This window comes from Streptomyces sp. NBC_01463, assembly GCA_036227345.1.
Classification (GTDB): domain Bacteria; phylum Actinomycetota; class Actinomycetes; order Streptomycetales; family Streptomycetaceae; genus Streptomyces.
The window spans coordinates 6,319,056-6,342,752 of sequence record CP109468.1 but is presented as its reverse complement, the minus strand read 5'-3'; the positions used below and the strand labels follow the sequence as shown (position 1 = coordinate 6,342,752).

The window sequence follows — 23,697 nt, the reverse complement described above, 5'->3', positions numbered from 1 at the left end:
CGATCCCGAATCTGCTCTCAGCACCCCGTCCGGCGTCCCACTCCCTGCCGGGCGCCGGACGGGTGTGACGGATGCGCGAGAAAGGCCCCCCATGTTGAAGTACGTGCTGGACGTCGTCGGTCTTCTGGACGACCCCCAGGCCAGTGGCAAGACGGTCGTCGAGTACCTCGACTCCGTAGCGGGGGCCGAGGGCTCGTCCGCGGAGGTGGCCACGGTCGCCGGCGAACGGGGCTCGACGGACTTCGTGATGGTCCGCATCCCCGGCTCCCGGGGACGCACCGCCGGAGGCAGCGCCCGCACCCTGGGCGTCGTCGGCCGGCTCGGCGGCATCGGCGCCCGGCCCGAGGTGACCGGCCTGGTCTCCGACGCCGACGGAGCGGTCTCGGCCGTCGCCACCGCCGCCAAGCTGCTCGACATGCGCCGCCGCGGCGATGTGCTGCCCGGCGACGTGATCGTCGCCACCCACATCTGCCCGGACGCGCCGACCGAGCCGCACGACCCGGTGCCGTTCATGGGCTCGCCCGTGGACATCGCCACCATGAACCGCCACGAGGTGACGGACGAGATGGAGGCCGTGCTCTCCATCGACACCACCAAGGGCAACCGGATCATCAACCACAAGGGCCTCGCCCTGTCGCCCACCGTCAAGGAGGGCTGGGTGCTCCGGGTCAGCGAGCAGCTCGGTGAGCTGCTGGCCGTGGTGACGGGTGAGCCGTTGGTCACGTACCCCGTGACGACTCAGGACATCACGCCGTACGGTAACGGGGCACACCACATCAATTCGATCCTCCAGCCCTCCACCGCGACGGCCGCTCCCGTCATCGGTCTGGCCATCACCTCGGCCGCCGCGGTGCCCGGCTGCGGCACCGGCGCGAGTCACGAGACCGACATCGCGTCCGCCGCCCGCTACGCCGTGGAGGTCGCCAAGGCCTACGGCGGCGGCCACCTGGACTTCCACGACGCGGTGGAGTTCGACAACCTCGTCAACCGCTACGGGTCGCTGGCTCACCTGCAGACCTTCGGCCGCACACCCCAGGAGTCCTGATGGCTGCCACCCCACAGGCCGGCGCCGTGGCCCCCGAGGCCAAGAGCATCGGCAGCGACGACTACTCGCTCTCGCGCGTCCCGCGCGACAAGCGCTTCGGTTTCTGGTCGATGCTGCTCCAGTGGCTGGCCCAGTCCGGTTCGATCTCGCAGTTCACGCTCGGCGCCACCATCGGCGTCGGCATGACCTTCGGCAACGCCTTCCTCGCCTTCACGCTCGGCGCGGTGATCCTGGAGATCGTGATCTTCGCGATCGGTCTGGCCGGGATGCGCGAGGGTCTCGCGACCCCGATGCTGACCCGCTGGGTGGGCTTCGGCCGCAACGGCTCCGCGCTGGTCAGCTTCGTCATCGCGGTCAGCCTGGTCGGCTGGTTCGGCGTCCAGAACACGATCTTCGGCAACAGCGTCTCGGCGCTGGTCGGCGGACCGTCCTGGATGTGGTGCGTGCTCGCCGGGATCGCCATCACCGCGCTGGTGATCTTCGGCTTCAAGTACATGGCGAACTTCGCGAAGGTCGTCACCCCGCTGTTCTTCGCGATGGTCGCCTGGTCGGTCGTCAACACGCTCAACGACCACTCCTTCAGCGACCTGATCCACTCGCCGCCGCCCGGCGACACGATCCCGCTGGCCGTCGCCGCCACCGCCATCGCGGGCGGCTACATGACGGGCGCGATCGTCTCCCCGGAGATGACCCGCTACAACCGCAAGGGCTCGCACGTCTTCCTGCAGAGCGCCTCCTCGATGATCCTCTCCGAGTACATCGTCGGCCTGACCGGAGTGCTGCTCGGCCACCTGGTGAAGAGCAACGAGGTCTCGCACATCGTCCTCTCCACCTCCGGCGCCTTCGGCGTGATCGTGGTCCTGATGTCCACCGCGAAGATCAACGACTGGAACCTGTACGGCTCCTCGCTCGGCGTCGTCAACTTCTTCCAGGTCGTCTTCGGCAAGCGCGTCCACCGCGGCGCGGTCACGATCGTCCTCGGCATCGCGGGCACGGTCCTGTCCGCGGTCGGGATCATGACCCACTTCACCGAGTTCCTGACGATCCTCGGCGTCGCCATCCCGCCGATCGGCGGCATCATCGTGGCCGAGTACTGGGTCGTGAAGAAGATGCGCAAGCCGCTGGACGAGACCCGGGAGTCCGAGACCCTGCCGAAGACCTCGCCGACCTGGGTCCCGATGTCGATCGTCATCTGGATCGCGGCGTTCTGCGTCGGCAAGTTCTACGACGGCGGCATCCCGGCCCTGAACTCGCTGGCCACCGCCTTCGTCCTGTACAGCGTCCTCGGCCTGCTGGGCTGGGTGCGGCCGTACGGCACCTCCACCCTGGACGACGAGGGTTCCGAGAACGACTCGGCCCCCGCCGCCCCCGCCACCACCTCCGTGGGAGCAGCATGAGCACCGCCCCCGGCGCACCCCTGGTCCCGGCCTCCGACGAGGCCCAGGCCGAGGTCGTCGACCTCTGCGCCGAACTGATCAGGTTCGACACCTCCAACCCCACCAGCAACGAGCGCGCGAGCGCCGACTGGGTGGTGGGCCGCCTCGCCGAGGTGGGCATCGACTCCGAGCTCGTCGAGTCCGCCCCGGGCCGGGCCAGCGTCATCGCCCGGATCGCGGGCCGCGATCCCGAGCGCGGCGCCCTGATGGTCCACGGCCACCTGGACGTGGTCCCCGCGGACGCCTCCGAGTGGCAGGTGCCGCCGTTCTCCGGCGAGATCCGGGACGGCTACCTGTGGGGCCGCGGCGCGATCGACATGAAGGACACGGTGGCCGTCATGCTGGCCACCGCCCGGCACTTCGCCCGCACCGGTACGCAGCCCTCCCGGGACCTGGTCCTCGCCTTCCTCGCCGACGAGGAGGCGGGCGGCAAGTTCGGCGCCCACTGGCTGGTCGAGCACCGCCCGGAGCTGTTCGCCGGGGTCACCGAGGCGATCGGCGAGGGCGGCGGGTTCTCCTTCGCGATCGACGACACCCGTCGCCTCTACCCGATCGAGAACGCCCAGCGCGGCATGGCCTGGATGGAGCTCACCGCGACCGGCCGGGCCGGCCACGGCTCCTCCCCCAACGACGAGAACGCGGTCACCGACCTCGCCGAGTCGCTGACCCGGATCGGCCGCGAGACCTTCCCGATCCGGCTGATCGAACCGGTCCGCGCCCTGCTGGAGGAGGCTGCCGGTCTCTACGGTGTCGAGTTCGACGAGAACGACATCGAGGGCAGCCTCGCGAAGCTCGGCCCGGTCTCCGACTTCATGCAGGTGGTGCTCCGCAACTCCGCGAACCCCACCATGTTCAACGCCGGTTACCAGACCAACGTGATCCCCGGGAAGGCGACCGCCCGTGTCGACGGCCGCTTCCTGCCCGGCCACGAGCAGGAACTGATCGACACCATCGACAGGCTCCTCCTCCCGTCGGTCACCCGCGAGTGGGTCAACCACGACATCGCGATGGAGACCACGTTCGACGGCCCGCTCGTCGACGCGATGTGCGACGCGGTGCGCGCCGAGGACCCGGACGGCCACCCGGTGCCGTACTGCAACCCCGGCGGCACGGACGCCAAGGCCTTCACCCACCTCGGCATCCGCTGCTTCGGCTTCAAGGGCCTGAAGCTCCCGCACGACCTGGACTACGGCCGCCTCTTCCACGGCGTGGACGAGCGCGTCCCGCTGGAGGGACTGCGCTTCGGCGTCCGCGTCATGACCCGACTCTGGCAGAGCTGCTGACCCCTGCGTCACGGCTCCGCCGGGGGCCTGCCCCGACCCGGGCCCACCCCACCCGTACGCCCCCGCCGGTTCATCCGGCGGGGGCGTACGGCACGATGGCGCCCGTCGAACCGACCGCCGTGCATCCCGTCCCACCAGGAGGAACCCCGTGGCCGCCGAGCCCAAGCCGGAGATTCTCGCCGCGTTCCAGGCCGCCAAGGGCTTCATGCCGGTGGTCGAGGGACTCGCGCTGTACACCGCCGCCACCGATGCGGCCGCGCTCGGACTGCCGCTGCTGGAGGTGGGCACGTACTGCGGACGCTCCACCATCCTGCTCGCCGACGCCGCACGCGCGGCCGGCGTCACGGCGCTCACCGTCGACCACCACCGGGGCAGCGAGGAGCAGCAGCCCGGCTGGGAGTACCACGACCCGACGGTGGTGGACCCCGAGGTGGGCCGGATGGACACCCTGCCCACGTTCCGCCGGACGCTGCACGCGGCCGGTCTGGAGGAGCACGTGGTGGCGCTCGTGGGACGTTCCCCGCAGGTGGCGGCCGTCTGGGGCGGCCCGCTCGGCCTCGTCTTCATCGACGGCGGCCACACCGACGAGCACGCGAACGGCGACTACGAGGGCTGGGCACCGCATGTCGCCGAGGGCGGGCTGCTGGTGATCCACGACGTGTTCCCGGACCCCGCGCACGGCGGCCAGGCCCCGTACCGGGTGTATCTGCGGGCGCTGGCGTCGGGCGCCTTCACCGAGATCTCCGTCACGGACTCGCTGCGGGTGCTGCGCCGTACCGGGCCGGGGTTCTGAGGCCCCCGGACACCGCGCGGACTCCCGGATAGCATCGCCGGGTGCGTCACGACGAGAGTGCTCCCCCCACCCCACACCGCCCGTCCCTGCCCGCCGCCGCGGTGCTGACCGTCCTGTGCCTGGGCCTCGCCGGCTGCGGCGCGGACGGCGGCGGCACCGCGCAGGCACAGCCCGGGAAGGGCGGCGACACGGCCCCGTCCTCGGCGGCCGCGTCCACACCCGCCGCGACGGCCTCCCCGTCGCCGTCGCGCACCGGCCCGTCCCCGTCGAAGAGGCCCACCGCACCCGCGGCGTCCGGCCCGCTGTCCGGCAGGACGGTCGTCATCGACCCGGGGCACAACCCGGACAACCACCTGCACACCGCCGAGATCAACCGCCAGGTGGACATCGGCACCACGCACAAGGAGTGCGACACCACCGGCACCTCCACCAACTCCGGTTACGCGGAGGCCCGGTTCACCCTCGATGTGTCGCACCGGCTGCGTACGCTGCTCCAGGCCCAGGGGGCGAAGGTGCTCCTGACGTACGACGACGACCGGCCGTTCGGGCCGTGCGTCGACGAGCGGGCCCGGATCGGCAACAAGGCCGGGGCGGACGCGGTCGTCTCGGTCCACGCGGACGGATCGGCGGCCGGGAACCGCGGCTTCCATGTGATTCTTCCCGCATCGGTGCGCGGCGGCGGCGCGGACACCTCGAAGATCGTGGGCCCGTCGCGCGAACTGGGCACCCGCATCGCCGGACTCTTCGTACGCGCTACCGGAAGTGCGCCTTCCAATTACATCGGCGGCAATACCGGCTTGGACACCCGCAAGGATCTCGGCGGACTGAATTTGTCGACCGTCCCCAAAGTCTTCATCGAATGCGGCAATATGCGTGATCCGAAGGACGCCGCCCTGCTCACCAGCACGGGCTGGCGTCAGAAGGCGGCCCAGGGCATCGCGGACGGCATCAGCAGCTACCTGAACGGGTAGTAAGAGGTGGTTCTGCGATGAATTCGGGAGGATGCTCGTCCAACGTCCGGGCAGGAACACAACCCGCCCGGGCAGACGATAGATTCATCCGTACGATGGGGGGCCGCTCCCGAGCTTCGCGCCGTACCCGCCGTACCGGTGGCAGCGACAAACGCCCCGACGAGACGACCGACTAAGGACCTTCACGTGAATATCCGCTCCCTCACTCGAGGCGATGGCGTGGTGATCGGAGCAGCGGTCGTGCTGTTCATCGCCTCTTTCCTCGACTACTTCGACTACGGAAGCACCAGCGTCGACGCGCCGAACTCCTGGGACTCCCTGGGCAACGGGATCGGCGTCTACATGGTCGGGGTGATCGGCGCGGCACTGATCGTGCTCTCCCGCTCGCAGCCCCAGCCGCGCAAGGTCCTGGGTCTCGACCTCGCCGCGTTCGGTGTCGCCGCCACGGTCTTCACGGCGTGGAACATGTTCTGGACCATCATCGACCTCGGCCAGATCGACGCCGGTGCCGGACTGATCCTCGGCCTGATCGCCTCCCTGGCCCTGGCCTTCGGCGCGGTCGCCTCCCCGCTGATCCCGGCGCTCAAGGCCCCGCTCGCGGGCGCCCCGAAGCCGCAGGCCGTGCAGCCGCCGTACGGTGGCCAGCCGCAGCCGGGCCAGGGCTACGGCTACCCGGGCGCCCAGCAGCCCCCCTACGGCGGTCAGCCGCAGGCCCAGGCTCCGTCGTACGGCGGCCAGCCGCAGCCCGGTCAGCCCGGTCAGCAGGGCCAGCCCGAGCCGCAGCAGGCACAGGCCCCCGCCCAGCAGGCCGCGCCCGCAGGGGACTTCACCCCGTTCTGGTTCGCCGTGCCGGTGGCCCGTCCGCTGTACGGCGAGGACGGTTCGCCGGCCCCGATCGCCGAACTGGCGCCGGGCACCTGGTATCTCGCGGTCGAGCAGCGCGGTCCGGGCCTCATCGCCCAGACGCAGGACGGCCGTCGCGGAGTCCTCCAGGACACGACGGGCATCCAGCGCGGCTGAGACGCCGGCGCCACGGCGCACGCACCACCGACAGCGGCCCCCCGCCCCTTCCGGGCGGGGGGCCGCTGTCGTACCCTCCCTCCCACCACACCTGACGCACCGTCAAACTCCTTGGGAGGCAGCGACATGCGGCTCGGACTCGCTCTCGGATACTGGGGCCGCGGCCCGAACCCGGCCCACCTGGACCTCGCCCGCGAGGCGGAGGACCTCGGCTACTCCTCGGTGTGGACGGCGGAGGCCTGGGGCTCGGACGCCTTCACCCCGCTGACGTGGATCGCCGCCCACACCTCCCGTATCAAACTGGGCACCGCCATCGCACAGATGGCAGCCCGCACCCCGACCGCGACCGCGATGCACGCCCTGACCCTCGACCACCTCTCCGGCGGCCGGATGATGCTCGGCCTGGGCCTGTCCGGCCCCCAGGTCGTGGAGGGCTGGTACGGGCGCCCGTTCCCCCGCAGCCCGCTCACGGCGACCCGCGAGTACGTCGACGTGGTCCGCCAGGTCCTGCGCCGCGAGGTGCCTGTGGAGTTGAACGGCCGGTTCCACTCCCACCCGTACAACGGCCCGGACGCCACCGGCCTCGGCAAACCGCTCAAACCGATCACCCATCCCCTCCGCGCGGACCTCCCGGTGCTGCTCGGCGCCGAGGGCCCGAAGAACATCGCCCAGACCACCCGGATCGCGGACGGCTGGCTCCCGCTGTACTGGTCACCGCTGCGCACCGACGTGTACGAGGCCTCGCTGAGCGACCTACCCGAGGGGTTCATGATCGCGCCGATGGCCCGCGCGCACGTCTGTGACGACGTCGCGGAGGGCCTGCTGCCGGTGAAGGCGATGCTCGGCTTCTACATCGGCGGCATGGGCGCGGCGGCCCGCAACTTCCACGCGGACCTGATGGCGCGGATGGGGTTCGAGGAGGAGGCACGGCACATCCAGCAACTGTTCCTGGAGGGCCGGAAGCAGGAAGCGGTCCTGGCCGTCCCGGACGCCTTCGCCGACGAAATCTCGCTCGTCGGCCCCAGGGAACGGATCGCGGAACGACTGGAGTTGTGGCGCAAGGGCCCGGTGACGGACCTCTTGGTGACGGCGCCGGACCCGCATACGTTGCGGGTACTGGCGGAGCTCAACCACTAGAGCGCGCCCCTAGCCGGACACGGGCGCCACCTGCTCATCCACCCACGCGGCGAAGGTGGTGACCGGGATGCCCAACTCCCGGGCGAACGCGGGCCGGGCGGGCTGGAGGACCACGTTGTTCCACTCGTGTCCGGCACCCCACGCCGGCATGCCCGCGGCGAGAGCCTCCTCCACGCTCATGGAGGGCGCGGTCACGGGCACTCCCCAGGCGGCGGACAGGGTCTGCGCGATCTGCTCCATCGTGCGCAGGTCACCGGCGAGTTCCAGTTCGACCTGATGGAACCGGTCGGGGTCCCGGAGCGCGTGCGCCGCGGCCGTACCGATGTCCCGCACGGCCACGAGGGCCAGTTCGGTGTCCGGCTTCAGTACCGTCAGCAGTCCGCCGCGGGGCCCCTTGGGTGCCAGCAGGGGCAGGTTCTCCATGAAGAAGGCGGGCTTGATCACCGCCCAGCGGTCAAAACCCGCGTCCCGCACGGCCTCCATGATCGCCTGCTTGGTCCGGAAGTAGTCGGCCATCGCCGCCCAGCGGCCCTCGGCCCAGCCGGCGACCTGGGTGTGCTCACCGACGCCACTGGTCGAGGACTGCACGAACTGCCGCACCCCTGCGGCCTTCGCCGCGTCCACCAGGTTGGTGGCCTGGGCGAGTTCGCCGGCGAAGTCCACGCTGGTCTCGGTCATGGGCGGCATCTGCACCGAGAACACCGCGCGAACCCCGTCCACCGCTGGCCCCAGTGAGGCCGGGTCGGAAAGATCCGCCCGCACCAGCTGGGCACCCAGTGCCTCGATCGCCCGGGCGGGCTTCGACGACGGATCGCGCACGAGCGCACGTACGGGCACCTCGGCGGCCAGAAGGGCACGAGCCGTGGCCCCGCCTTGCTGGCCGGTGGCGCCGGTGACCAGGACGATATCGCTGCTGCTGGGCATGGTGGCTGCTCCTCGCGGACCGGAGATTGAAAACGGCGGGGCCCGCCGTTTTACCTGTGGCTAAGATATGGCGGGGCCCGCCGTTTAGCAATGGGGAGATCATGACCGGTCAGCGCTCGGACGCCCGACGCAACTATCAGCGCATCCTCGCCGTCGCCGAGGCCGAGGTCGCCGCGCACGGCGCGGAGGCGTCCCAGGAGCAGATCGCCCGCACCGCGGGCGTCGGCTCGGCGACCGTGCGCCGCCACTTCCCCACCCGCCGCTCCCTTCTCGAAGCGGTCTTCCAGGAGCGCATCGAGGGCCTGTGCGAACGCGCCCACCGGCTGAGCACGACCGAGGACGGCCGCACCGCACTCCTGGAGTGGCTCCACGCCTTCGTCCAGTACGCGGTCTCAGCGCGCGGATTCGCCCACATCCTCAGCTACGAGCCCCCCACGGAGGAGCCCTCCCCGAGCAGCTGCGGCAGCAGAATCGAGGTGGCCGGAACTCCCCTGCTCCAGCGGGCCATTCGCGAGAAGGCGGTCGCCCCGCACGTCACCTTCCACGACCTGCTGACCCTCGCCGTAGGAATCGCCCTGGCCACCGAGCACCACAAAGACCCCGCCACCCAGGCCGACCGTCTCTTCCACCTCGCCGTGGAGGGGCTCAGCCCTGAGCGGGGTGGGGGCGGGGTGCGCGGCTCATCCGGCGTCGCCGGTGACAACTCCTGAGCTCAAGACCCCGCCCCCGCACCCCCCGGAACCCGTCCCTCCCGCGTCCAGCCGAGGAGTTCGTCAGCCGTCCAGGTGTTGACGACCCTCTCCGGCGGCACCCCGCACTCCTCGGCGCGGGCGCAACCGTGGATCTGCCAGTCCAGCTGGCCGGGTGCGTGCGCGTCGGTGTCGACGGCGAACAGGGTGCCCGCGTCCACGGCCCGGCGCAGCAGCCGCCGGGGCGGGTCCAGCCGTTCGGGGCGGCTGTTGATCTCGACCGCCGTGCCCGCCTCCGCGCAGGCGGCGAAGACCTCGTCCGCGTCGAACCGCGACTCCGGGCGGCCCCGGCCGGTGATCAGGCGGCCGGTGCAGTGGCCGAGGATGTTCGCCTGCGGGTGGCGTACGGCGGCGACGAGCCGCCGGGTCATCGGGGCGGGGTCCATCCGCAGCTTGGAGTGGACGGAGACCACCACGAGGTCCAGCTGCTCCAGCAGTTCGTCCTCCTGGTCGAGGGAGCCGTCGAGGTGGATGTCGCACTCGATGCCGGTCAGGAGCCGGAACGGCGCCCAGCGCTCGTTGAGTTCGGCCACCACGGCGAGCTGTTCGCGCAGCCGCTCGGGCGAGAGGCCGTTCGCGACCTTCAGTCGGGGCGAGTGGTCGGTGAGCACCGCCCAGTCGTGGCCGAGGGCGGCGGCCGTGCGGCCCATCTCCTCGATGGTGCTGCCGCCGTCCGACCAGTCGGAGTGCAGGTGGCAGTCGCCGCGCAGCAGCGCGAGCAGGCTCTCACCGCCCTCGGCGAGCGGTCCGCTCTGTGCGGTCTCGGTCTCCAGTGCCTCCAGATAGGCGGGCACCTCCCCGGCCACCGCCTCCCGGATGACCTGGGCGGTCCTGGGACCGATGCCCTTGACCCGCTCCAGCGAGCCGTTCGTCACCCGCCGCACGGCCTCGCCGTCGTCCATCGCCGCCACCGTGCGGGCGGCGGTACGGAAGGCCTGGACGCGGTAGGTGTCGCCCCCGCCGCGCTCCAGCAGGAAAGCGATCCGCTCCAGGGCCCGGACCGGGTCCATCGGCACCTCCTGGCGGGACGGGACGGGCTGCCCGTCCAGCTTGGCCCAGCCACGCCCGGCCCGCACACCGGCCGCCCCCGCCGCCCCTCACCCGAACGACGACCGCGCCAGCCAGAAGTCCAGCAGTTCCGCGTCGCCCAGCACCTCGACCCGGTCGCTGTCAGGGGCGAGGCGGCGGTTGAAGACCAGCATCAGGTCGGTGAGCGGGCCCCGCAGCGCCACCGTCGCCTTGCCGTGCGCGTGGCGCCAGGTGAAGCCGTCCTCGCCGAACTCGATGAGCCACTCGGCGTCCGGGACGTCGGTGGCGTGAAGGTGGATGGAGCGGCCGCCCCCGCGCAGCTCCAGCGCCTCCGGATCGCCCTCCGCCTGGGCGCCGGCGACGATGTCGAGCCATTCGTCGATCGTGTCCGCGGCCAGCTCGGGCGCCATCGTGTACGGCACCTTCGCGGTCAGGGCCGCGTCCGCCAGGTGGACGACCGTCTCCAGCGCCATGCGCCGCGCCCAGAAGCCCGCGCTCCGGTCCCGCTCGTACCAGGACCAGGCACTCACAGCCGGGCCCGCCTGCCGCAGCACCTCGGCGGTCCCGGCCGCCCCCTCCGCCAGCCAGGCGTCGAGCACTGTGGGGTCGTCGCCGTCGGGTGTGAAGTCCGGTACCTGCTCCTCACCGAGTTCCTCGGTGGCCCGGGTGCGGACGATCTCGCCGGCCCAGCGCTGGGCGCCGCCGAGGTGGACGGCCAGTTCGCGCAGCGTCCAGTCCGGGCAGGTCGGGACGTTCGCTTCGAGGTCGGCGCCGCTGATCGCGGCCCTCAACGTCTCGGTCAGCAGGACGATTTCGTCGCAGTAGCGCTCATGCGCGAGAGGGGGCATCCCCGCACCCTAGTGCGGGCACGGCCTGCCCCACATGCGGTTATCCGCCCAGCTGGGAGGTCGACGGCACCTTGTCCTTCACCTCGGCGCCCGCGCTCTTGCCGGCGTCCTTGATGCTGTTGATGACGCTCTCGAACGCGCCGACGTCGCCCGCACCCGCCTCACCCTTGCGGAGCTTGGTGGCCATGCTCTTGAGGGATTCGATGCCCGCGGTCAGCGGGGCGACGGCCTTCGACAGCAGCGGATCGCCCTTGGCGTTGACCGTGGCGGCCTTGAGCCGGTTGTAGGCGAAGCCGCCCGCGAGGCCCGCCTTGACGAGCGCGAAGGTCCGCCCGTCCGCGCCCTTCTTGAACTTCCCGGCACGGTACGGCTTGATGATCCACTGGTACGAGGCGCCCGCCGCGAGCCCCGCGTTGGCGACGAAACGCGTCTTGGCGAACTTCTGCGCCTCCGCCGACGACGTCCCGGTGGGCGACGCGGAGCTGCTCGTACCGCTGTTGTCGTCGTCGCCCCCGCACGCGGTGGTGCTCACCAGCACGGAGCAGGACAGCAACAGCGCCACGAGGAGTCGGCGGAGCGGTACGGAACGGGGCACGGCGGGCCTCCCTGACCGGGGACATCACGGCGGGTGCCGGGGGCCGGCACTCCTCCGCAAGGCTGGCTCCGCCGGGACCGCCCCGCCACCCGGGTCCGCCGTCCGGGTTTCGTACGGCGGAAAACGGCAATCCGCAGTCCATGTCTTACAGACGAGGCAACGGAAGCAGTACCGCCGCACGTGTCATAGCCGTGGTGGCCGACATCATGGCTTTCATCATCATCCTGTGGATTTTGATGTACTTGCTCGACGCCAACCGGGGCAACGACCTCGTCGAGTTCGTGCGGCAAACCGCACGCTGGCTCGCGGGCTGGTCGTATGACCTGTTCACGTTCGACAAGGCGTGGGCCAACGTGGTCGCCGGTTACGGACTCGCAGCCGTCGTGTACCTGTTCATCGGGCACGCGGTCGCAGGCCGCATCCGACGCTGAGGCCGACGGGACCCGCCGGGGCTTCCCGGCGGCACCCGCTCAGCCGCAGCAGTCGGGCTCAAGTCCCTTCGGCAGCCTCTCCCCGCTGAAGACCGCGGTGGTCGCCTCGTCCCCCCCGAGGGCGGCCACCGCGAGCAGGAGTGAACCGGCGGTCCACGCCGTGTGCTCCTCTGGCCAGAACGCCCGGTTGCCCTCGAAGACGTAGCCCGTCCAGTACATGCCGCCATCGGCCCGCAGGTGCTGGACGGACTGCAGGATCTCCAGGGCCCGGTCGGACTCGCCCATCACCCACAGCGCGAGGGCGAGTTCGCAGCTCTCGCCGCCCGTCACCCACGGGTTGGGCAGCACACAGCGCACTCCGAGGCCCGGGACGACGAAACGCTCCCAGCCCTCGTCGATCCGCTGCGTGGCCGGCGCTCCCGTGAGCGCGCCGCCGAGCACCGGGTAGTACCAGTCCATCGAGTAGTGGCTCTTGTCGAGGAAGCGCTCCGGGTGGCTGCGGATCGCGTGACCCAGCGCCCCCGTCGCCAGCTCCCAGTCGGGCTGCGGCTCCTCGCGGGACTCGGCGAGGGCCAGCGCGCAGCGCAGCGCCTGGTGGATGGAGGAGGAGCCGGTCAGCAGCGCGTCCGTCACCGGGGTGCCGTCGGCCTCCCGCTTCCAGCCGATCTGGCCGCCGGGCTGCTGGAGCTTCAGGACGAACTCGACGGCGGCGAACACCGTCGGCCACATCCGGTCGACGAACGCGTCGTCACCGGTGGCGAGGTAGTGGTGCCAGACGCCGACGGCCACGTAGGCGCAGAAGTTGGTCTCCAGGCCGCGGTCGGTCGGCTGCTTCGGGTCGCCGTCGTGGTAGGCCGCGTACCAGGAACCGTCCTCGTTCTGGTTGCGGGCGAGCCACTCGTAGGCGCGTTCGGCGGCGGCGTGCTCACCGGCCGCGTCCAGCGCCATGGCCGCCTCGGTGTGGTCCCAGGGGTCGAGGTGGTGGCCGCGGAACCACGGGATCGCACCGTCGTCGCACTGCACGGCGAGCACCGCGGCGACGGTCTCGGCGGCCTCCCCCGCGGTGAGGACTCCGGGCAGGACGAGGTGTTCGGTCCGCTCGGGAAGTGTCACGCCCCGGCCTCGGCCGTCACGGTGGAGGGCAGGTGCGGCTTGGTCGCGTACGCCACGAAGCTCTTGCCGACGACCGGGTTGAGCAGCTGCTCGGCGACCCGGGTCGCCATGGGCTTCTTCATGATGTCCCAGACGAGCAGCTTGTGGTACGCCCGCACCGGCAGGGCCTTGTCGTTGTCGACGCCGAAGGCGCACTTGAGCCACCAGTAGGGGGCGTGCAGCGCGTGCGCGTGGTGGGTGCCGTACGGCTTGAGGCCGGCGCCGCGCATCTTGCCCAGCAGTTCGTCGGCCTTGTAGATGCGGATGTGGCCGCCCTCGACCTCGTGGTACGCGTCGGAGAGCGTCCAGCAGACCTTCTCGGGGCCGTACCGCGGCACGGTGACCGCGATCCGGCCGCCGGGCTTCAGGACCCGGACCATCTCGGCGAGCACGCCCTTGTCGTCGGGGATGTGCTCCATGACCTCGGAGATGATCACGACGTCGAAGGACTCGTCGGGGAACGGCAGGTTGAGCGCGTCGCCCTCCATCGCGGTGGCGGTGGCGCCCTCGGGGGCCTCCCCCTCCTCCTTCATCGCGGCGAACCACTTCGCGACCTCGCGGATCTCCTCGCCGTTCTGGTCGAGAGCCACCACCTGGGCACCGCGCCGGTAGCACTCGAAGGCGTGGCGTCCGGCGCCGCAGCCCAGGTCGAGCACTCGGTCGCCTGCGGCGAGCGGGAAGCGGGTGAAGTCCACGGTCAGCACGAATGCCTGCTTTCGCGGTCGAGGGGTCGGAGGGTGAAGGTGCGGGTGGGACGCGGTGTCACCGTCGGCCGCCGGGGCCGGTGGCGGCGCGGGCGGCGATCGCCTCCCGGTAGAGGGCGGCGGTGCCGATCGCGGCCTGCTTCCAGGTGAACCGGGCGAGGACCCGTTCGCGTCCGGCGGCCCCGAGCCGCGCGCGCAGCTCCGGATCGCCGAGGAGCCGGCCGAGCGCGTCGGCCAGGGCGCCCGCGTCGGCGGGCGGCACGGCCAGACAGGTCTCGCCGTCCGGCCCCGCGACCTCCGGGATCGCGCCGCCGGTGGTGGCGACGAGCGGGGTGCCGGTGGCCATCGCCTCGGCGGCGGGCAGGGAGAAGCCCTCGTAGAGGGAGGGGACGCAGGCGATCTGGGCGCCGCGGACGAGGTCGACGAGTTCGGCGTCGCTGATGCCCTTGACGAACTCGACGGCGTCCCCGAGCCCGTGCCGTTCGATGGCCTGGGCGACGGGTCCGTCCTCGGCGCGGCGGCCGACGACCACGAGGTGGGCCGCGGGGTTGTCGGTGCGGAGCTTGGCGAGCGCCTCGACGAGGTGGACGAGGCCCTTGAGCGGGACGTCGGCGCTGGAGGTGGTGACGATCCGGCCGGGCACCTCTGCGACGGCGGGGTCGGGCGACCACAGGTCGGTGTCGGCGCCGATGTGCACGACGTGGACGCGGCGGGGGTCCACCCCGAGGTGGTCGACGATCTCCTGCTTGGAGGAGCCGGAGACGGTGAGCACGGACGACAGCCTGCGGGCGACGCGCTTCTGCATGCGGGTGAAGGCGTACCAGCGGCGGACGGAGGCCCGGCGGCGGCGGTTCGGGGCCGCGTCCAGGTCGAGCTTCCGGTCGACGGTGATGGGGTGGTGGATCGTGGTGACGAGGGGGGCGCCGAGGTCGGCGAGGAGCCCGTAGCCGAGCGTCTGGTTGTCGTGGATGACGTCGAACTCGCCGCTGCGGGCGGCGAGATGGCGCCGGGCCCGCAGGCTGAAGGTGAGCGGTTCGGGAAAGCCGCCGGTCCACATGGTGGCGACCTCGGTGGCGTCGATCCAGTCCCGGAACTCGCCGCGCTTCGGGGTGCGGAACGGGTCGGGCTGCCGGTAGAGGTCCAGGCTGGGCAGCTCGGTGAGCGGGACACCCTCGTCGAGCACGGGGTAGGGCTGGGCGCCGATCACCTCGACGCTGTGGCCGAGCCGGGCGAGCTCGCGGGCGAGGTGGCGTACGTAGACGCCCTGGCCGCCGCAGAAGGGGTTGCCCTTGTAGGTGAGGAGGGCGATGCGCAGGGGCCGGTCACCGGCGGCGTCGGCGCCTGTGTCCGACGTGGCGGCGCCCGCACGGGGGCCCGACTCTATGGCCTCAGCGGTCACACTCGGCCCCCTTCTCGCTGCGTGTTCGCCGGAGCGTAACCGCTCACGCTAATCTAGAACAAGTTTCAGACTGGATCGTTCAACCAGCTATGAATCTACCGGCAGGTAGCAACGGTTCCACGGCCGGATCAGGTGATTCGCGCCACGGCACACACCCTGGCATGCTGTGCGCCGCCGGACCCGGCCGCGCGCCCTCGCGGACGCGGACAGAAGCCTCGGGATGGGACACATGACAGCGGAAGCCAGACCGGCATCGCCGCCCCTGACGGAACGCCAGGAGGCACGCCGCCGCCGCATCCTGCACGCCAGCGCCCAGCTCGCCAGCAGGGGCGGCTTCGAGGCCGTGCAGATGCGCGAGGTGGCGGAGGCCGCAGGGGTGGCTCTGGGCACCCTTTACCGCTACTTCCCGTCCAAGGTCCACCTCCTGGTAGCCACCATGCAGGACCAGCTCCAGCACATGCACGGGACGCTCCGCAAGCGCCCCCCGGCCGGTGAGAACGCGGCGGACCGGGTGGCCGACACCCTGATGCGGGCCTTCCGCGCGATGCAGCGCGAACCGCATCTGGCGGACGCCATGGTGCGCGCGCTGACCTTCGCGGACCGCAGCGTGAGCCCCGAGGTGGACACCGTCTCGCGGCTCACCACGGCGATCATCCTGGACGCGATGGGGCTCGACCGTCCGACGCCCGAGCAGCTCTCGGCCGTTCGGGTCATCGAGCACACCTGGCACTCGGCCCTGATCACCTGGCTGTCGGGCCGGGCCTCGATCGCGCAGGTGAAGATAGACATCGAGACGGTGTGCCGGCTGATCGACCTGACCGCGGAGAAGCCCGCCGGCTGAGTCCCCCGGGCTCCTGCCCATGTACGGCACCCACATGGGCCCCGGGTCAGGTGGGGTGCCCTGCACCATATCGACGACGGCACGGTGTTCATACGGTTCGGCGACATCACAGGAACACGCCGAGGAGCCGGTCACCATGCGTCGCAGAGCCAGCAGATCCAGCAGATCCCGCACCCACGTCCGCACCCTCGCCGTCCTGGCCGCAGCCGGTCTGCTGCTGACCGGCTGCACCGCCGCCGGGAAGGCCGGCGAGTCCGACGAGGGCGGGTCCGGGAAGACCGGTGGGACCGCCGCCGTGAAGGTGGGCCTGGTCTACTCCCGCACCGGGCTGCTCGCGGACTACGGCAAGCAGTACCGCGACGGCTTCATGGCGGGCCTGGACTACGCGACGAAGGGCACCGGCAAGGTCGCCGGCCACCGCATCGAGGTCACCGAGCAGGACGACGCGGGCGACCCCGGCAAGGCGGTCTCCGCGGCGAAGAACCTGATCGGCAAGGGGTACAAGGTGCTGGCCGGCACCACCGACTCCGGCGTCGCGCTCCAGATGGCGCCCCTGGCCGCGCAGAACAAGGTGCTGTACGTCAGCGGCCCGGCGGCCACCGACGCGGTGACCGGCATCAACGGCTACACCTTCCGCTCGGGCCGGCAGTCCTACCAGGACATCCTCACGGCGGGCACGATGCTCGGCGACGCCGAGGGCAAGAAGGTCACGGTCCTCGCCCAGGACTCCACGTTCGGCCAGGCCAACGTCGCCGCGGTGAAGGCGGTGCTCGGCGCGAAGGGCGCGAAGGTCGGTTCCGTGCTGGCACCGCCGAGCGCGACGGACCTGACGCCGTTCGCCCGGCAGGTCAAGGCGGGCGGGCCGGACCTGGTCTTCGTCGCCTGGGCCGGTTCCACCGCCCCCGCGCTGTGGACCGCACTGGACCAGCAGGGTGTGCTGGGCGCGGCCAAGGTCGTCACCGGCCTCGCCGGAACCGCCTCGTACCCGGTCTTCGGGGCGGCCGGGTCCAAGGTGTCGTTCCTGGCGCACTACTTCCCGGGCGCGGGCGGCGGCAACGCCGTGGAGAAGGCGATGCTCGACTCGGTCACGAAGGCGGGCGGCACGCCCGACCTGTTCACCCCGGACGGCTTCACCGCGGCCCAGATGATCGTGCACGCCGTGGCCGAGGGCAGCGCCACCGACCCGGCCGCGATGGTGAAGGCCCTGGAGGGCTGGACCTTCGACGGCGTCAAGGGCAAGGCGCAGGTGCGGGCCGAGGACCATGCGCTGGTGCAGCCGATGTTCGTGGCCCGGCTGACCGGCAAGGGGGCCGCCCTGAAGCCGGAGCTGCTGGACACCGAGCCGATGGACACCGTGGCACCGCCCGTGAAGCCCTCGGCGGGCTGAACCGTGACCGCACCCCACACCCCCGGGCAGCAGAACGGTGGCCCGGCGGACCTGGCGACCCCGGTGCTCCGGCTGGACGGGCTCGGCTGGAGCGTCGGCGGCGCGACCATCGTCCAGGACATCACCCTGAGCGTCCGCGAGGGCGAGTTCCTCGCCTTCATCGGCCCCAACGGGGCAGGCAAGACGTCCCTGTTCAACCTGATCAGCGGGCTGACGCTGCCCACCGCGGGCACCGTCGCGCTGGACGGCACCGATATGACGCACCGGCCCGCGCACGTCCGGGCCCGGCGTGGCATCGGCCGCACGTTCCAGACGTCCAGCCTCTGGCCCGCGATGACCGTGGCCGACCACGTCCGGCTGGCCGCGCAGGCCGTCCGGGGCGGCTCGTACCGCATCTGGCGGCGCGCCGACCCGTACACCGCCGAGGTGGCCGGCGTCCTGGAGCGCACCGGTCTCGGCCACCGGGCCGGGGCCACGGCCGCCGAACTGTCCCACGGCGAGAAACGGAAGCTGGAGCTGGCCGTGCTGCTGGTGGGCGAGCCGCGGCTGATGCTGCTCGACGAGCCGATGGCCGGGGTGAGCGCCGAGGAGGTCCCGGCGCTGACCGGACTGATCCGCACCCTGCACCGGGAGGAGGGGCGCACGGTCCTCATGGTCGAGCACCACATGGACGTCCTGCTGGGCCTCGCGGACCGGCTCGCCGTGATGCACCACGGCCGGCTGCTCGCCCTGGACACCCCCGCGGCCGTGACCGCCGACCCGACCGTGCAGCAGGCCTACCTCGGGGAGGGGCTGTGACGACGGAACAACCCCTGCTCGCCGTGCGGGACCTGCGGGTCCTGATCGGCGGCCGGCACATCCTGCACGGCGTCGACCTGGACGTCGCCGGCCACGGCGTGACCGCGCTGCTCGGCCGCAACGGCGCCGGGAAGACCACGACCGTGCGCGGCATCCTCGGCCTCGTCCCGCGCAGCGGCAGTGTCCGCCTGGACGGCGAGGAGACCGCGGCCCTGCCGACGCACGCGCTGGTCCGGCGCGGGATCGGCTACGCCCCCGAGGACCGCGGCATCTTCGCCGGGCTGACCGTCGCGGAGAACCTGCGGCTGGCCGAGCGGCGCGGCGCGGGCGAGCCCGCGTACGCGCTGGTGCACGAGCTCTTCCCCGAACTGAAGCAGCGCGCACGGCAGTTGGCCGGGACGCTGTCCGGCGGTCAGCAGCAGATGGTCGCCATCGGCCGCACCCTGCTCAACACCAACCGGCTGATCATCGCGGACGAACCCACCAAGGGCCTGGCGCCGAAGGTGGTCACCGAGGTGGCGCAGGTGCTGGAGCGGGCCGCCGAGGCGGTGCCGGTGCTGCTCGTGGAACAGAACCTCGCCGTCGTCCGCCGGCTGGCCGGGCACTGCGTGGTGCTGGCCGACGGCCGGACCGCCCACCGGGGCCCGGCGGACGGGCTCCTGGGCGACGCGGAGGCGGCCCGCCGGCTGCTCGGTGTGGGCCACGGCCCGCTGAACCCCCAGACCGCGGAGGCGGATTCCTGATGTCCACCCTCGTCCTGCTCACCATGACCGGACTCGGTCTGGGAGCCCTCTACTTCCTCATCGCGTCCGGACTCTCGCTGATCTTCGGCCTGATGGACGTCCTCAACTTCGCGCACGGGGCGCTGCTGTCCATCGGCGCGTACGGCACCTGGTGGGCCGCGTCCGGCCATCTGCCCGGCGCGGGTCCCGGCGGCGCCGGCTTCGTCCTCGCGGTCCTGTTCGGTACGGCGGTGGGCACCGCGGCCGCCGTGCTCCTGGAACTCGCGGTCGTCCGCCCGCTCTACACCCGGCCGCGCGAGCAGGTGCTCGCCACCGTCGGGGTCGGGCTCGCCGTGCCGGCGCTGCTGTCGGGCATCTGGGGCTCGGACGCCCGGACGTTCCCCGGGCCCGATGCACTGTCCGGCACCTTCGGGCTGCTGGGCGCGCAGGTCCCGGTCAACCGCCTCGTGCTGGTCGCGGCGGCCGTCGTGGTGCTGGTGGCGCTGCGGCTGTTCCTGGGCCGGACCCGGCACGGTCTCGTCGTACGGGCCGGTGTCGAGGACCGGGCGATGGTCACCGCGCTCGGCATCGACGTCCGCAGGGCGTTCACCCTCGTCTTCGCGATCGGCGGCTGCGCGGCCGCGCTCGGCGGGGCACTCGGCGGGCTGTACTTCGGCTCGGTCGACCCGCGCCAGGGCACCTCGCTGCTCATCTTCGCGTTCGTCGTCGTGGTCACCGGCGGCATGGGTTCGGTGACCGGCGCCGCCGTGGCGTCCGTCGTCATCGGACTGGTCCAGCAGTTCGCCAACTACTACACCGCGGCGGGCCTCGGCGATCTGGCGGTCGTCGTCCTGCTCGCCGCGCTGCTGCTGATCCGCCCGCGCGGACTGACGGGGAGGCTCGCGTGAGCACCGCCACCGAGACACACGACCGCACCGAGGGCTCTCCGGCCCCGGTGCTGCCGGTCAAGTCGCCCCGGCTGCTGCGCTGGTGGCCGGCGGCCGTCCTGCTCGTCCTGGCCGTCGCACCGTTCAGCGCCGTACCCGTGCCCGGCCTGCTGGACGGTCCGCTCGGCAGCGCGGGCAGCCTGCAACTCCTCGCCACCTGCCTGCTGTTCGGCGCCCTGGCCACGGGCTACGACCTGCTGCTCGGGCGCACCGGACTGCTCTCGTTCGGCCACGCCCTGTACTTCGCGGCCGGCAGCTACGCCACCAACATGTTCCTGCTGGAGGCGGGCCTTCCCTTCGTCCTGGCCTCGACCCTCGGTCTCCTCTTCGGGATCGCGCTGGCCCTCGTCCTGGGGTCGGTGAGCCTGCGCGTCACCGGGATCGGCTTCTCCATGGTGACCCTGGCCTTCGCCCAGGCGGGCTCGATCCTGGTGTCCCGCAACCCCGGCGGGGTCACCGGTGGCGAGGAGGGCCGGGCGGCCCCGGCCGATCTCCTTCCCTCCTGGCTCGTCGGCATCGACAACACGGCGAACCTCTACTGGATCGCGCTGGCCTACCTCGTGCTCACCCTGGCCGTCGTCCACCGGTCGGTCCGCTCCCCCACCGGCCGCGTCTGGGAGGGCATCAAGGAGAACGAGCGCCGGGTGGAGGTGCTGGGCCTGAAGCCGTACGGATTCAAGCTGACGGCCTTCGTCGTCGCGGGTGCGCTCGCCGCGCTCGGCGGCATCGTCCACCTGCTCCTGACCGGCGGTTCCACCCCCCAGACGACCACGTCCGACTTCACGCTCTCGCTGCTGGTGATGGTGGTGCTGGGCGGCTCGGGCACCCGCTGGGGGCCGATGGCGGGCGGCATCCTCTACACCTGGGCGGACCACCGGCTCGGCGATCTGGCCGGTTCGGGCGCGGTCGCGGACCTGCCCGCGGTGCTCCGGGTCCCGCTCTCCCAGCCGCTGTTCCTGCTGGGCGTGCTGTTCGTGGCCGTGGTACATCTGCTGCCGGGCGGCCTGGCCCGGTTGCCGTCCAGGCTGAGGTCCGTCCCGTACCGGAAGGAGACCGGAGACCAGTGATTCCGTACGAGGAGATCGAAGTCCCGGTGAGCGGGGGAACGTTGGCCGCTCTGCGCTGGCCCGCCGCCGATCCGGAGGCGCCGGTGGTGGTGGCGCTGCACGGCATCACGGCCAACGGGCTGTCCTGGGGCGCGGTGGCCCGGCAGCTGGCCGGCCGGGTCACGCTGATCGCCCCCGATCTGCGGGGCAGGGCCGGGAGTTCAGCGCTTCCGGGCCCGTACGGCATCGCCGCGCACGCGGACGACGTCGCCGCCCTGACCGAGGCCCTGGGCCTCGGCCGGGTGGTGCTGGCGGGCCACTCGATGGGCGCGTTCGTGGCGGCGCTGGCCGCGGTGCGCCACCCGGACCGGTTCGGCCCGCTGCTGCTCGTCGACGGCGGCGTCGGCTTCCCCGCGCCCACGCATCTGACGCCCGACGAGCTGCTGACGGCGGTGATCGGTCCGGCGATGGACCGGCTGTCGATGACGTTCGCGGACCGGGCCGCCTACCGCTCCTTCTGGCAGGCACACCCGGCGTTCGCCGGTGACGCCTGGTCGGACGAGGTGGACGCGTACATCCAGCGCGATCTGGCGGGCGAGGAGCCCGCCCTGCGCTCGTCGTGCCGGATCGAGGCGATCCGTACGGACGGTGTCGGCCTGTTCGACGAGGAGGTGCTCACGGCCGTACGCAGGCTGGCCGCTGAGGCGACTCTGCTGTGGGCGGCGCGCGGTCTGATGGACGAGGAGCAGGGGCTGTACGACGAGAGCCGGCTCGCGGCGGCGGACCTGGACGGGACGCGGGTGGAGCCGGTGGCGGTGAAGGACGTGAACCACTACACGGTGCTCACGGGCGAGCGGGGCGGCCGGGAGGTCGCCGACCGGCTGGTCGCGTACGCGTACGCCTGAGGCGTGGGCCTGGCCCGGCAGTCCGTCTGCCGGGCCCGGCCCACCGCACGTGTCAACCGGTGGTGCAGCCGCTGTCCGCGATCACGAAGTAGCCCGCGGGTGACTCCTTCAGGGTGTGGGTGACGAAGACGTTGTACAGGCCCATGTTCTGGTTCGAGCCGTTGGCGTAGACGTATCCGCCGGTGGTGTGGGCCCTGCCCGCCGTGACCTGGGCGTAGTTGGTGGCGGTGAAGCACTTCGCCGGGGTGCTGCCGCCGGTGGTGGTCGCCGTCACCTGGGCCGAGGCGGTACCCGCCTTGCCCGATCCGTCGACGGCCGCCACGGTGTAGCGGTATGCGGTACCGGCGGTGAGGCCGGTGTCCGTGTGGGTGGTGGCGGTGGGCGACGCGATCTTCGTGCCGTTGCGGTAGACCGCGTACGAGGCGGCGCCCTCGACCGCGTTCCAGGACAGCGCGGCGGTGGTGTCCGTGGTGCCGGTGACCCGTACGCCCGCGGGCGCGGGGAGCTGGTCGCCGCCCCCGCCCGGGGTGCCGCCGTCCAGGCCCCAGAAGACGCCCGTGTAGTACGTCGAGCAGATGGCGTTCAGGAAGTAGGCGGCCGTCGTCCCGCACTGCTGGTCGCCCGAGCCGGGGCTGACGGGAAGGCCGTGGCCCATGCCGGCGACGGAGTACGTCTCCACGGCCGGCTTGCCGGAGGCGTCGTTGTAGACGCTGCGGGTGGTGCTGCCGGGGAGGGTGTCGGTGGACGACGGGGTCTGGCCGATGCCCCAGACGTCCGTCCACTGGTCGCGCAGCGCCGTGGCGTTGGCCGGGTAGACCGTGTAGTCCGACGTGCCCTGCCAGATCGCCACCCGGGGCCAGGGGCCGGAGTAGCCGGGGTAGGCGGCGCGGACCTTGTCGCCCCACTGGGCGGGTGTCAGCTTCTGCGGCCCCGTCTGGCAGCCCGAGGCTGCGGCCTGGCTGGTCGCGCACTGGGCGGGCAGCCCGGAGGCGACGGACCCGCCCGCGAACACGTCCGGGTAGGCGGCCAGCAGGTCCGCGGTCATGCCGCCGCCCGCCGACAGCCCGGTGACGTACACCCGGCGGCCGTCGGAGCCGTACTGCTGCTTGGCGTACTCGACCATCTGCACGATGGACGCGGCCTCGCCCTTGCCGCGGGTGTCCTCGGCCGGGTCGAACCAGCCGAAGCAGGAGAGGGAGTTGTTCGCGGACGTGGTCTGCGGGAAGACCACGGAGAAGCCCCACTTGTCGGCGAACTGCGGCCAGCCGGAGTTGGTGTAGTACGCGGAGGCCGTCTGCGTGCAGCCGTGCAGGGCGACGACCAGGGGCGCGTTCGCGGGGAGCGCGGCGGGGGTGTAGGCGTACATCTGCAGGTTGCCGGGGTTGGAGCCGAAGCCGGTGACCTGCTGGAGGCCGCCGGCAGCGGCGGCCGGCTGTGCGGCGGCCGTGGCGCCCAGCGTCGCCGCGAGCAGGCCGAGGGCGGCCGCGGACGCGACGCGGCGGAAGAGACGTCTCAGGATCGGTGGGCGCACGGGT

The 23,697-nt window shown here is 72.1% G+C and carries 24 protein-coding genes; 16 read left to right on the top strand and 8 right to left on the bottom strand.

Going from position 1 to position 23,697, the window contains the following annotated elements; all coding sequences use genetic code 11:
• The first annotated feature begins 91 nt into the window (after positions 1-91).
• The 7 genes from OG521_27965 (at position 92) to OG521_27935 (ending at position 7,685) form a co-directional block, all read left to right on the top strand.
• The gene (locus OG521_27965) at positions 92-1,045 is read left to right on the top strand and encodes a DUF1177 domain-containing protein (GenBank protein ID WUW24395.1); all 954 of its coding nucleotides are present in this window, start codon (positions 92-94) and stop codon (positions 1,043-1,045) included.
• Positions 1,045-2,442 carry a cytosine permease gene (locus tag OG521_27960; GenBank protein WUW24394.1) on the top strand — a complete coding sequence of 466 codons (1,398 nt, stop codon included), beginning with the start codon at positions 1,045-1,047 and terminating at the stop codon, positions 2,440-2,442. Before OG521_27965 ends, OG521_27960 begins: the two co-directional genes overlap by 1 nt.
• Entirely contained in the window at positions 2,439-3,764 is a 1,326-nt protein-coding gene (locus tag OG521_27955; GenBank protein WUW24393.1) for a M20/M25/M40 family metallo-hydrolase, read from the top strand. The genes OG521_27960 and OG521_27955 overlap by 4 nt, the downstream gene beginning before the upstream one ends.
• A 205-nt stretch (positions 3,765-3,969) precedes the next feature.
• On the top strand, positions 3,970-4,557 hold the full coding sequence (locus OG521_27950; protein WUW26819.1) for a class I SAM-dependent methyltransferase: 588 nt from the start codon (positions 3,970-3,972) through the stop codon (positions 4,555-4,557).
• Positions 4,558-4,598: 41 nt separating this feature from the next.
• The gene (locus tag OG521_27945) at positions 4,599-5,528 is read left to right on the top strand and encodes an N-acetylmuramoyl-L-alanine amidase (protein ID WUW24392.1); all 930 of its coding nucleotides are present in this window, start codon (positions 4,599-4,601) and stop codon (positions 5,526-5,528) included.
• A gap of 219 nt (positions 5,529-5,747) precedes the next feature.
• Positions 5,748-6,548: a DUF5336 domain-containing protein gene (locus OG521_27940; protein WUW24391.1), complete on the top strand. Its 801-nt coding sequence runs from the start codon at positions 5,748-5,750 to the stop codon at positions 6,546-6,548.
• Positions 6,549-6,674: 126 nt separating this feature from the next.
• Complete coding sequence (locus OG521_27935) at positions 6,675-7,685, top strand: LLM class F420-dependent oxidoreductase (protein ID WUW24390.1); 1,011 nt, start codon at positions 6,675-6,677, stop codon at positions 7,683-7,685.
• Between the two features lie 9 nt (positions 7,686-7,694).
• On the opposite strand, the gene OG521_27930 is transcribed toward OG521_27935, so the two are convergent.
• Positions 7,695-8,609, bottom strand: a complete 915-nt coding sequence (locus OG521_27930; protein WUW24389.1) for an NmrA/HSCARG family protein — start codon at positions 8,607-8,609, stop codon at positions 7,695-7,697.
• A 101-nt stretch (positions 8,610-8,710) separates the two neighbouring features.
• Between OG521_27930 and OG521_27925 the strand changes: the two genes are divergently transcribed.
• Positions 8,711-9,319: a TetR/AcrR family transcriptional regulator gene (locus tag OG521_27925; protein ID WUW24388.1), complete on the top strand. Its 609-nt coding sequence runs from the start codon at positions 8,711-8,713 to the stop codon at positions 9,317-9,319.
• 2 nt (positions 9,320-9,321) lie between these two features.
• On the opposite strand, the gene OG521_27920 is transcribed toward OG521_27925, so the two are convergent.
• The 3 genes from OG521_27920 to OG521_27910 all read right to left on the bottom strand — a co-directional run bounded on the left by OG521_27920 (position 9,322) and on the right by OG521_27910 (position 11,830).
• A complete protein-coding gene (locus OG521_27920) occupies positions 9,322-10,368 on the bottom strand; it encodes a PHP domain-containing protein (GenBank protein WUW26818.1) in 1,047 nt (348 codons plus the stop codon).
• Positions 10,369-10,455: 87 nt separating this feature from the next.
• Positions 10,456-11,235 carry a maleylpyruvate isomerase family mycothiol-dependent enzyme gene (locus OG521_27915; protein WUW24387.1) on the bottom strand — a complete coding sequence of 260 codons (780 nt, stop codon included), beginning with the start codon at positions 11,233-11,235 and terminating at the stop codon, positions 10,456-10,458.
• 40 nt (positions 11,236-11,275) lie between these two features.
• The gene (locus tag OG521_27910) at positions 11,276-11,830 is read right to left on the bottom strand and encodes a hypothetical protein (GenBank protein WUW24386.1); all 555 of its coding nucleotides are present in this window, start codon (positions 11,828-11,830) and stop codon (positions 11,276-11,278) included.
• 140 nt (positions 11,831-11,970) lie between these two features.
• Between OG521_27910 and OG521_27905 the strand changes: the two genes are divergently transcribed.
• Positions 11,971-12,261, top strand: a complete 291-nt coding sequence (locus OG521_27905) for a hypothetical protein (protein ID WUW24385.1) — start codon at positions 11,971-11,973, stop codon at positions 12,259-12,261.
• Between the two features lie 39 nt (positions 12,262-12,300).
• Here OG521_27905 and OG521_27900 read toward each other — a convergent pair whose 3' ends face one another.
• From OG521_27900 to OG521_27890, 3 genes are read right to left on the bottom strand one after another with little or no spacing between them, the layout of a single operon-like run.
• Positions 12,301-13,374, bottom strand: coding sequence for a prenyltransferase (locus OG521_27900; protein ID WUW24384.1), 1,074 nt, complete (start codon positions 13,372-13,374; stop codon positions 12,301-12,303).
• Positions 13,371-14,117 carry a class I SAM-dependent methyltransferase gene (locus OG521_27895; GenBank protein ID WUW24383.1) on the bottom strand — a complete coding sequence of 249 codons (747 nt, stop codon included), beginning with the start codon at positions 14,115-14,117 and terminating at the stop codon, positions 13,371-13,373. Before OG521_27895 ends, OG521_27900 begins: the two co-directional genes overlap by 4 nt.
• Positions 14,118-14,175: 58 nt before the next feature.
• Positions 14,176-15,516: a glycosyltransferase family 4 protein gene (locus OG521_27890; GenBank protein WUW24382.1), complete on the bottom strand. Its 1,341-nt coding sequence runs from the start codon at positions 15,514-15,516 to the stop codon at positions 14,176-14,178.
• A 229-nt stretch (positions 15,517-15,745) separates the two neighbouring features.
• Between OG521_27890 and OG521_27885 the strand changes: the two genes are divergently transcribed.
• From OG521_27885 to OG521_27855, 7 genes are all read left to right on the top strand, one after another.
• Positions 15,746-16,357 (top strand): TetR family transcriptional regulator, encoded by a 612-nt coding sequence (locus tag OG521_27885; protein ID WUW24381.1) that lies wholly within the window; start codon positions 15,746-15,748, stop codon positions 16,355-16,357.
• Between the two features lie 136 nt (positions 16,358-16,493).
• Positions 16,494-17,744: a substrate-binding domain-containing protein gene (locus OG521_27880; GenBank protein WUW24380.1), complete on the top strand. Its 1,251-nt coding sequence runs from the start codon at positions 16,494-16,496 to the stop codon at positions 17,742-17,744.
• A 3-nt stretch (positions 17,745-17,747) separates the two neighbouring features.
• Complete coding sequence (locus tag OG521_27875) at positions 17,748-18,542, top strand: ABC transporter ATP-binding protein (GenBank protein ID WUW24379.1); 795 nt, start codon at positions 17,748-17,750, stop codon at positions 18,540-18,542.
• The gene (locus OG521_27870) at positions 18,539-19,285 is read left to right on the top strand and encodes an ABC transporter ATP-binding protein (GenBank protein WUW24378.1); all 747 of its coding nucleotides are present in this window, start codon (positions 18,539-18,541) and stop codon (positions 19,283-19,285) included. The genes OG521_27875 and OG521_27870 overlap by 4 nt, the downstream gene beginning before the upstream one ends.
• Positions 19,285-20,172 carry a branched-chain amino acid ABC transporter permease gene (locus OG521_27865; protein ID WUW24377.1) on the top strand — a complete coding sequence of 296 codons (888 nt, stop codon included), beginning with the start codon at positions 19,285-19,287 and terminating at the stop codon, positions 20,170-20,172. Before OG521_27870 ends, OG521_27865 begins: the two co-directional genes overlap by 1 nt.
• Positions 20,169-21,278, top strand: coding sequence for a branched-chain amino acid ABC transporter permease (locus OG521_27860; GenBank protein WUW24376.1), 1,110 nt, complete (start codon positions 20,169-20,171; stop codon positions 21,276-21,278). Before OG521_27865 ends, OG521_27860 begins: the two co-directional genes overlap by 4 nt.
• Positions 21,275-22,162: an alpha/beta hydrolase gene (locus tag OG521_27855; GenBank protein ID WUW24375.1), complete on the top strand. Its 888-nt coding sequence runs from the start codon at positions 21,275-21,277 to the stop codon at positions 22,160-22,162. The genes OG521_27860 and OG521_27855 overlap by 4 nt, the downstream gene beginning before the upstream one ends.
• A gap of 52 nt (positions 22,163-22,214) precedes the next feature.
• Here the strand turns inward: OG521_27855 and OG521_27850 are convergent, their stop codons facing one another.
• Complete coding sequence (locus OG521_27850; GenBank protein ID WUW24374.1) at positions 22,215-23,693, bottom strand: PHB depolymerase family esterase; 1,479 nt, start codon at positions 23,691-23,693, stop codon at positions 22,215-22,217.
• Positions 23,694-23,697 lie beyond the last annotated feature (4 nt).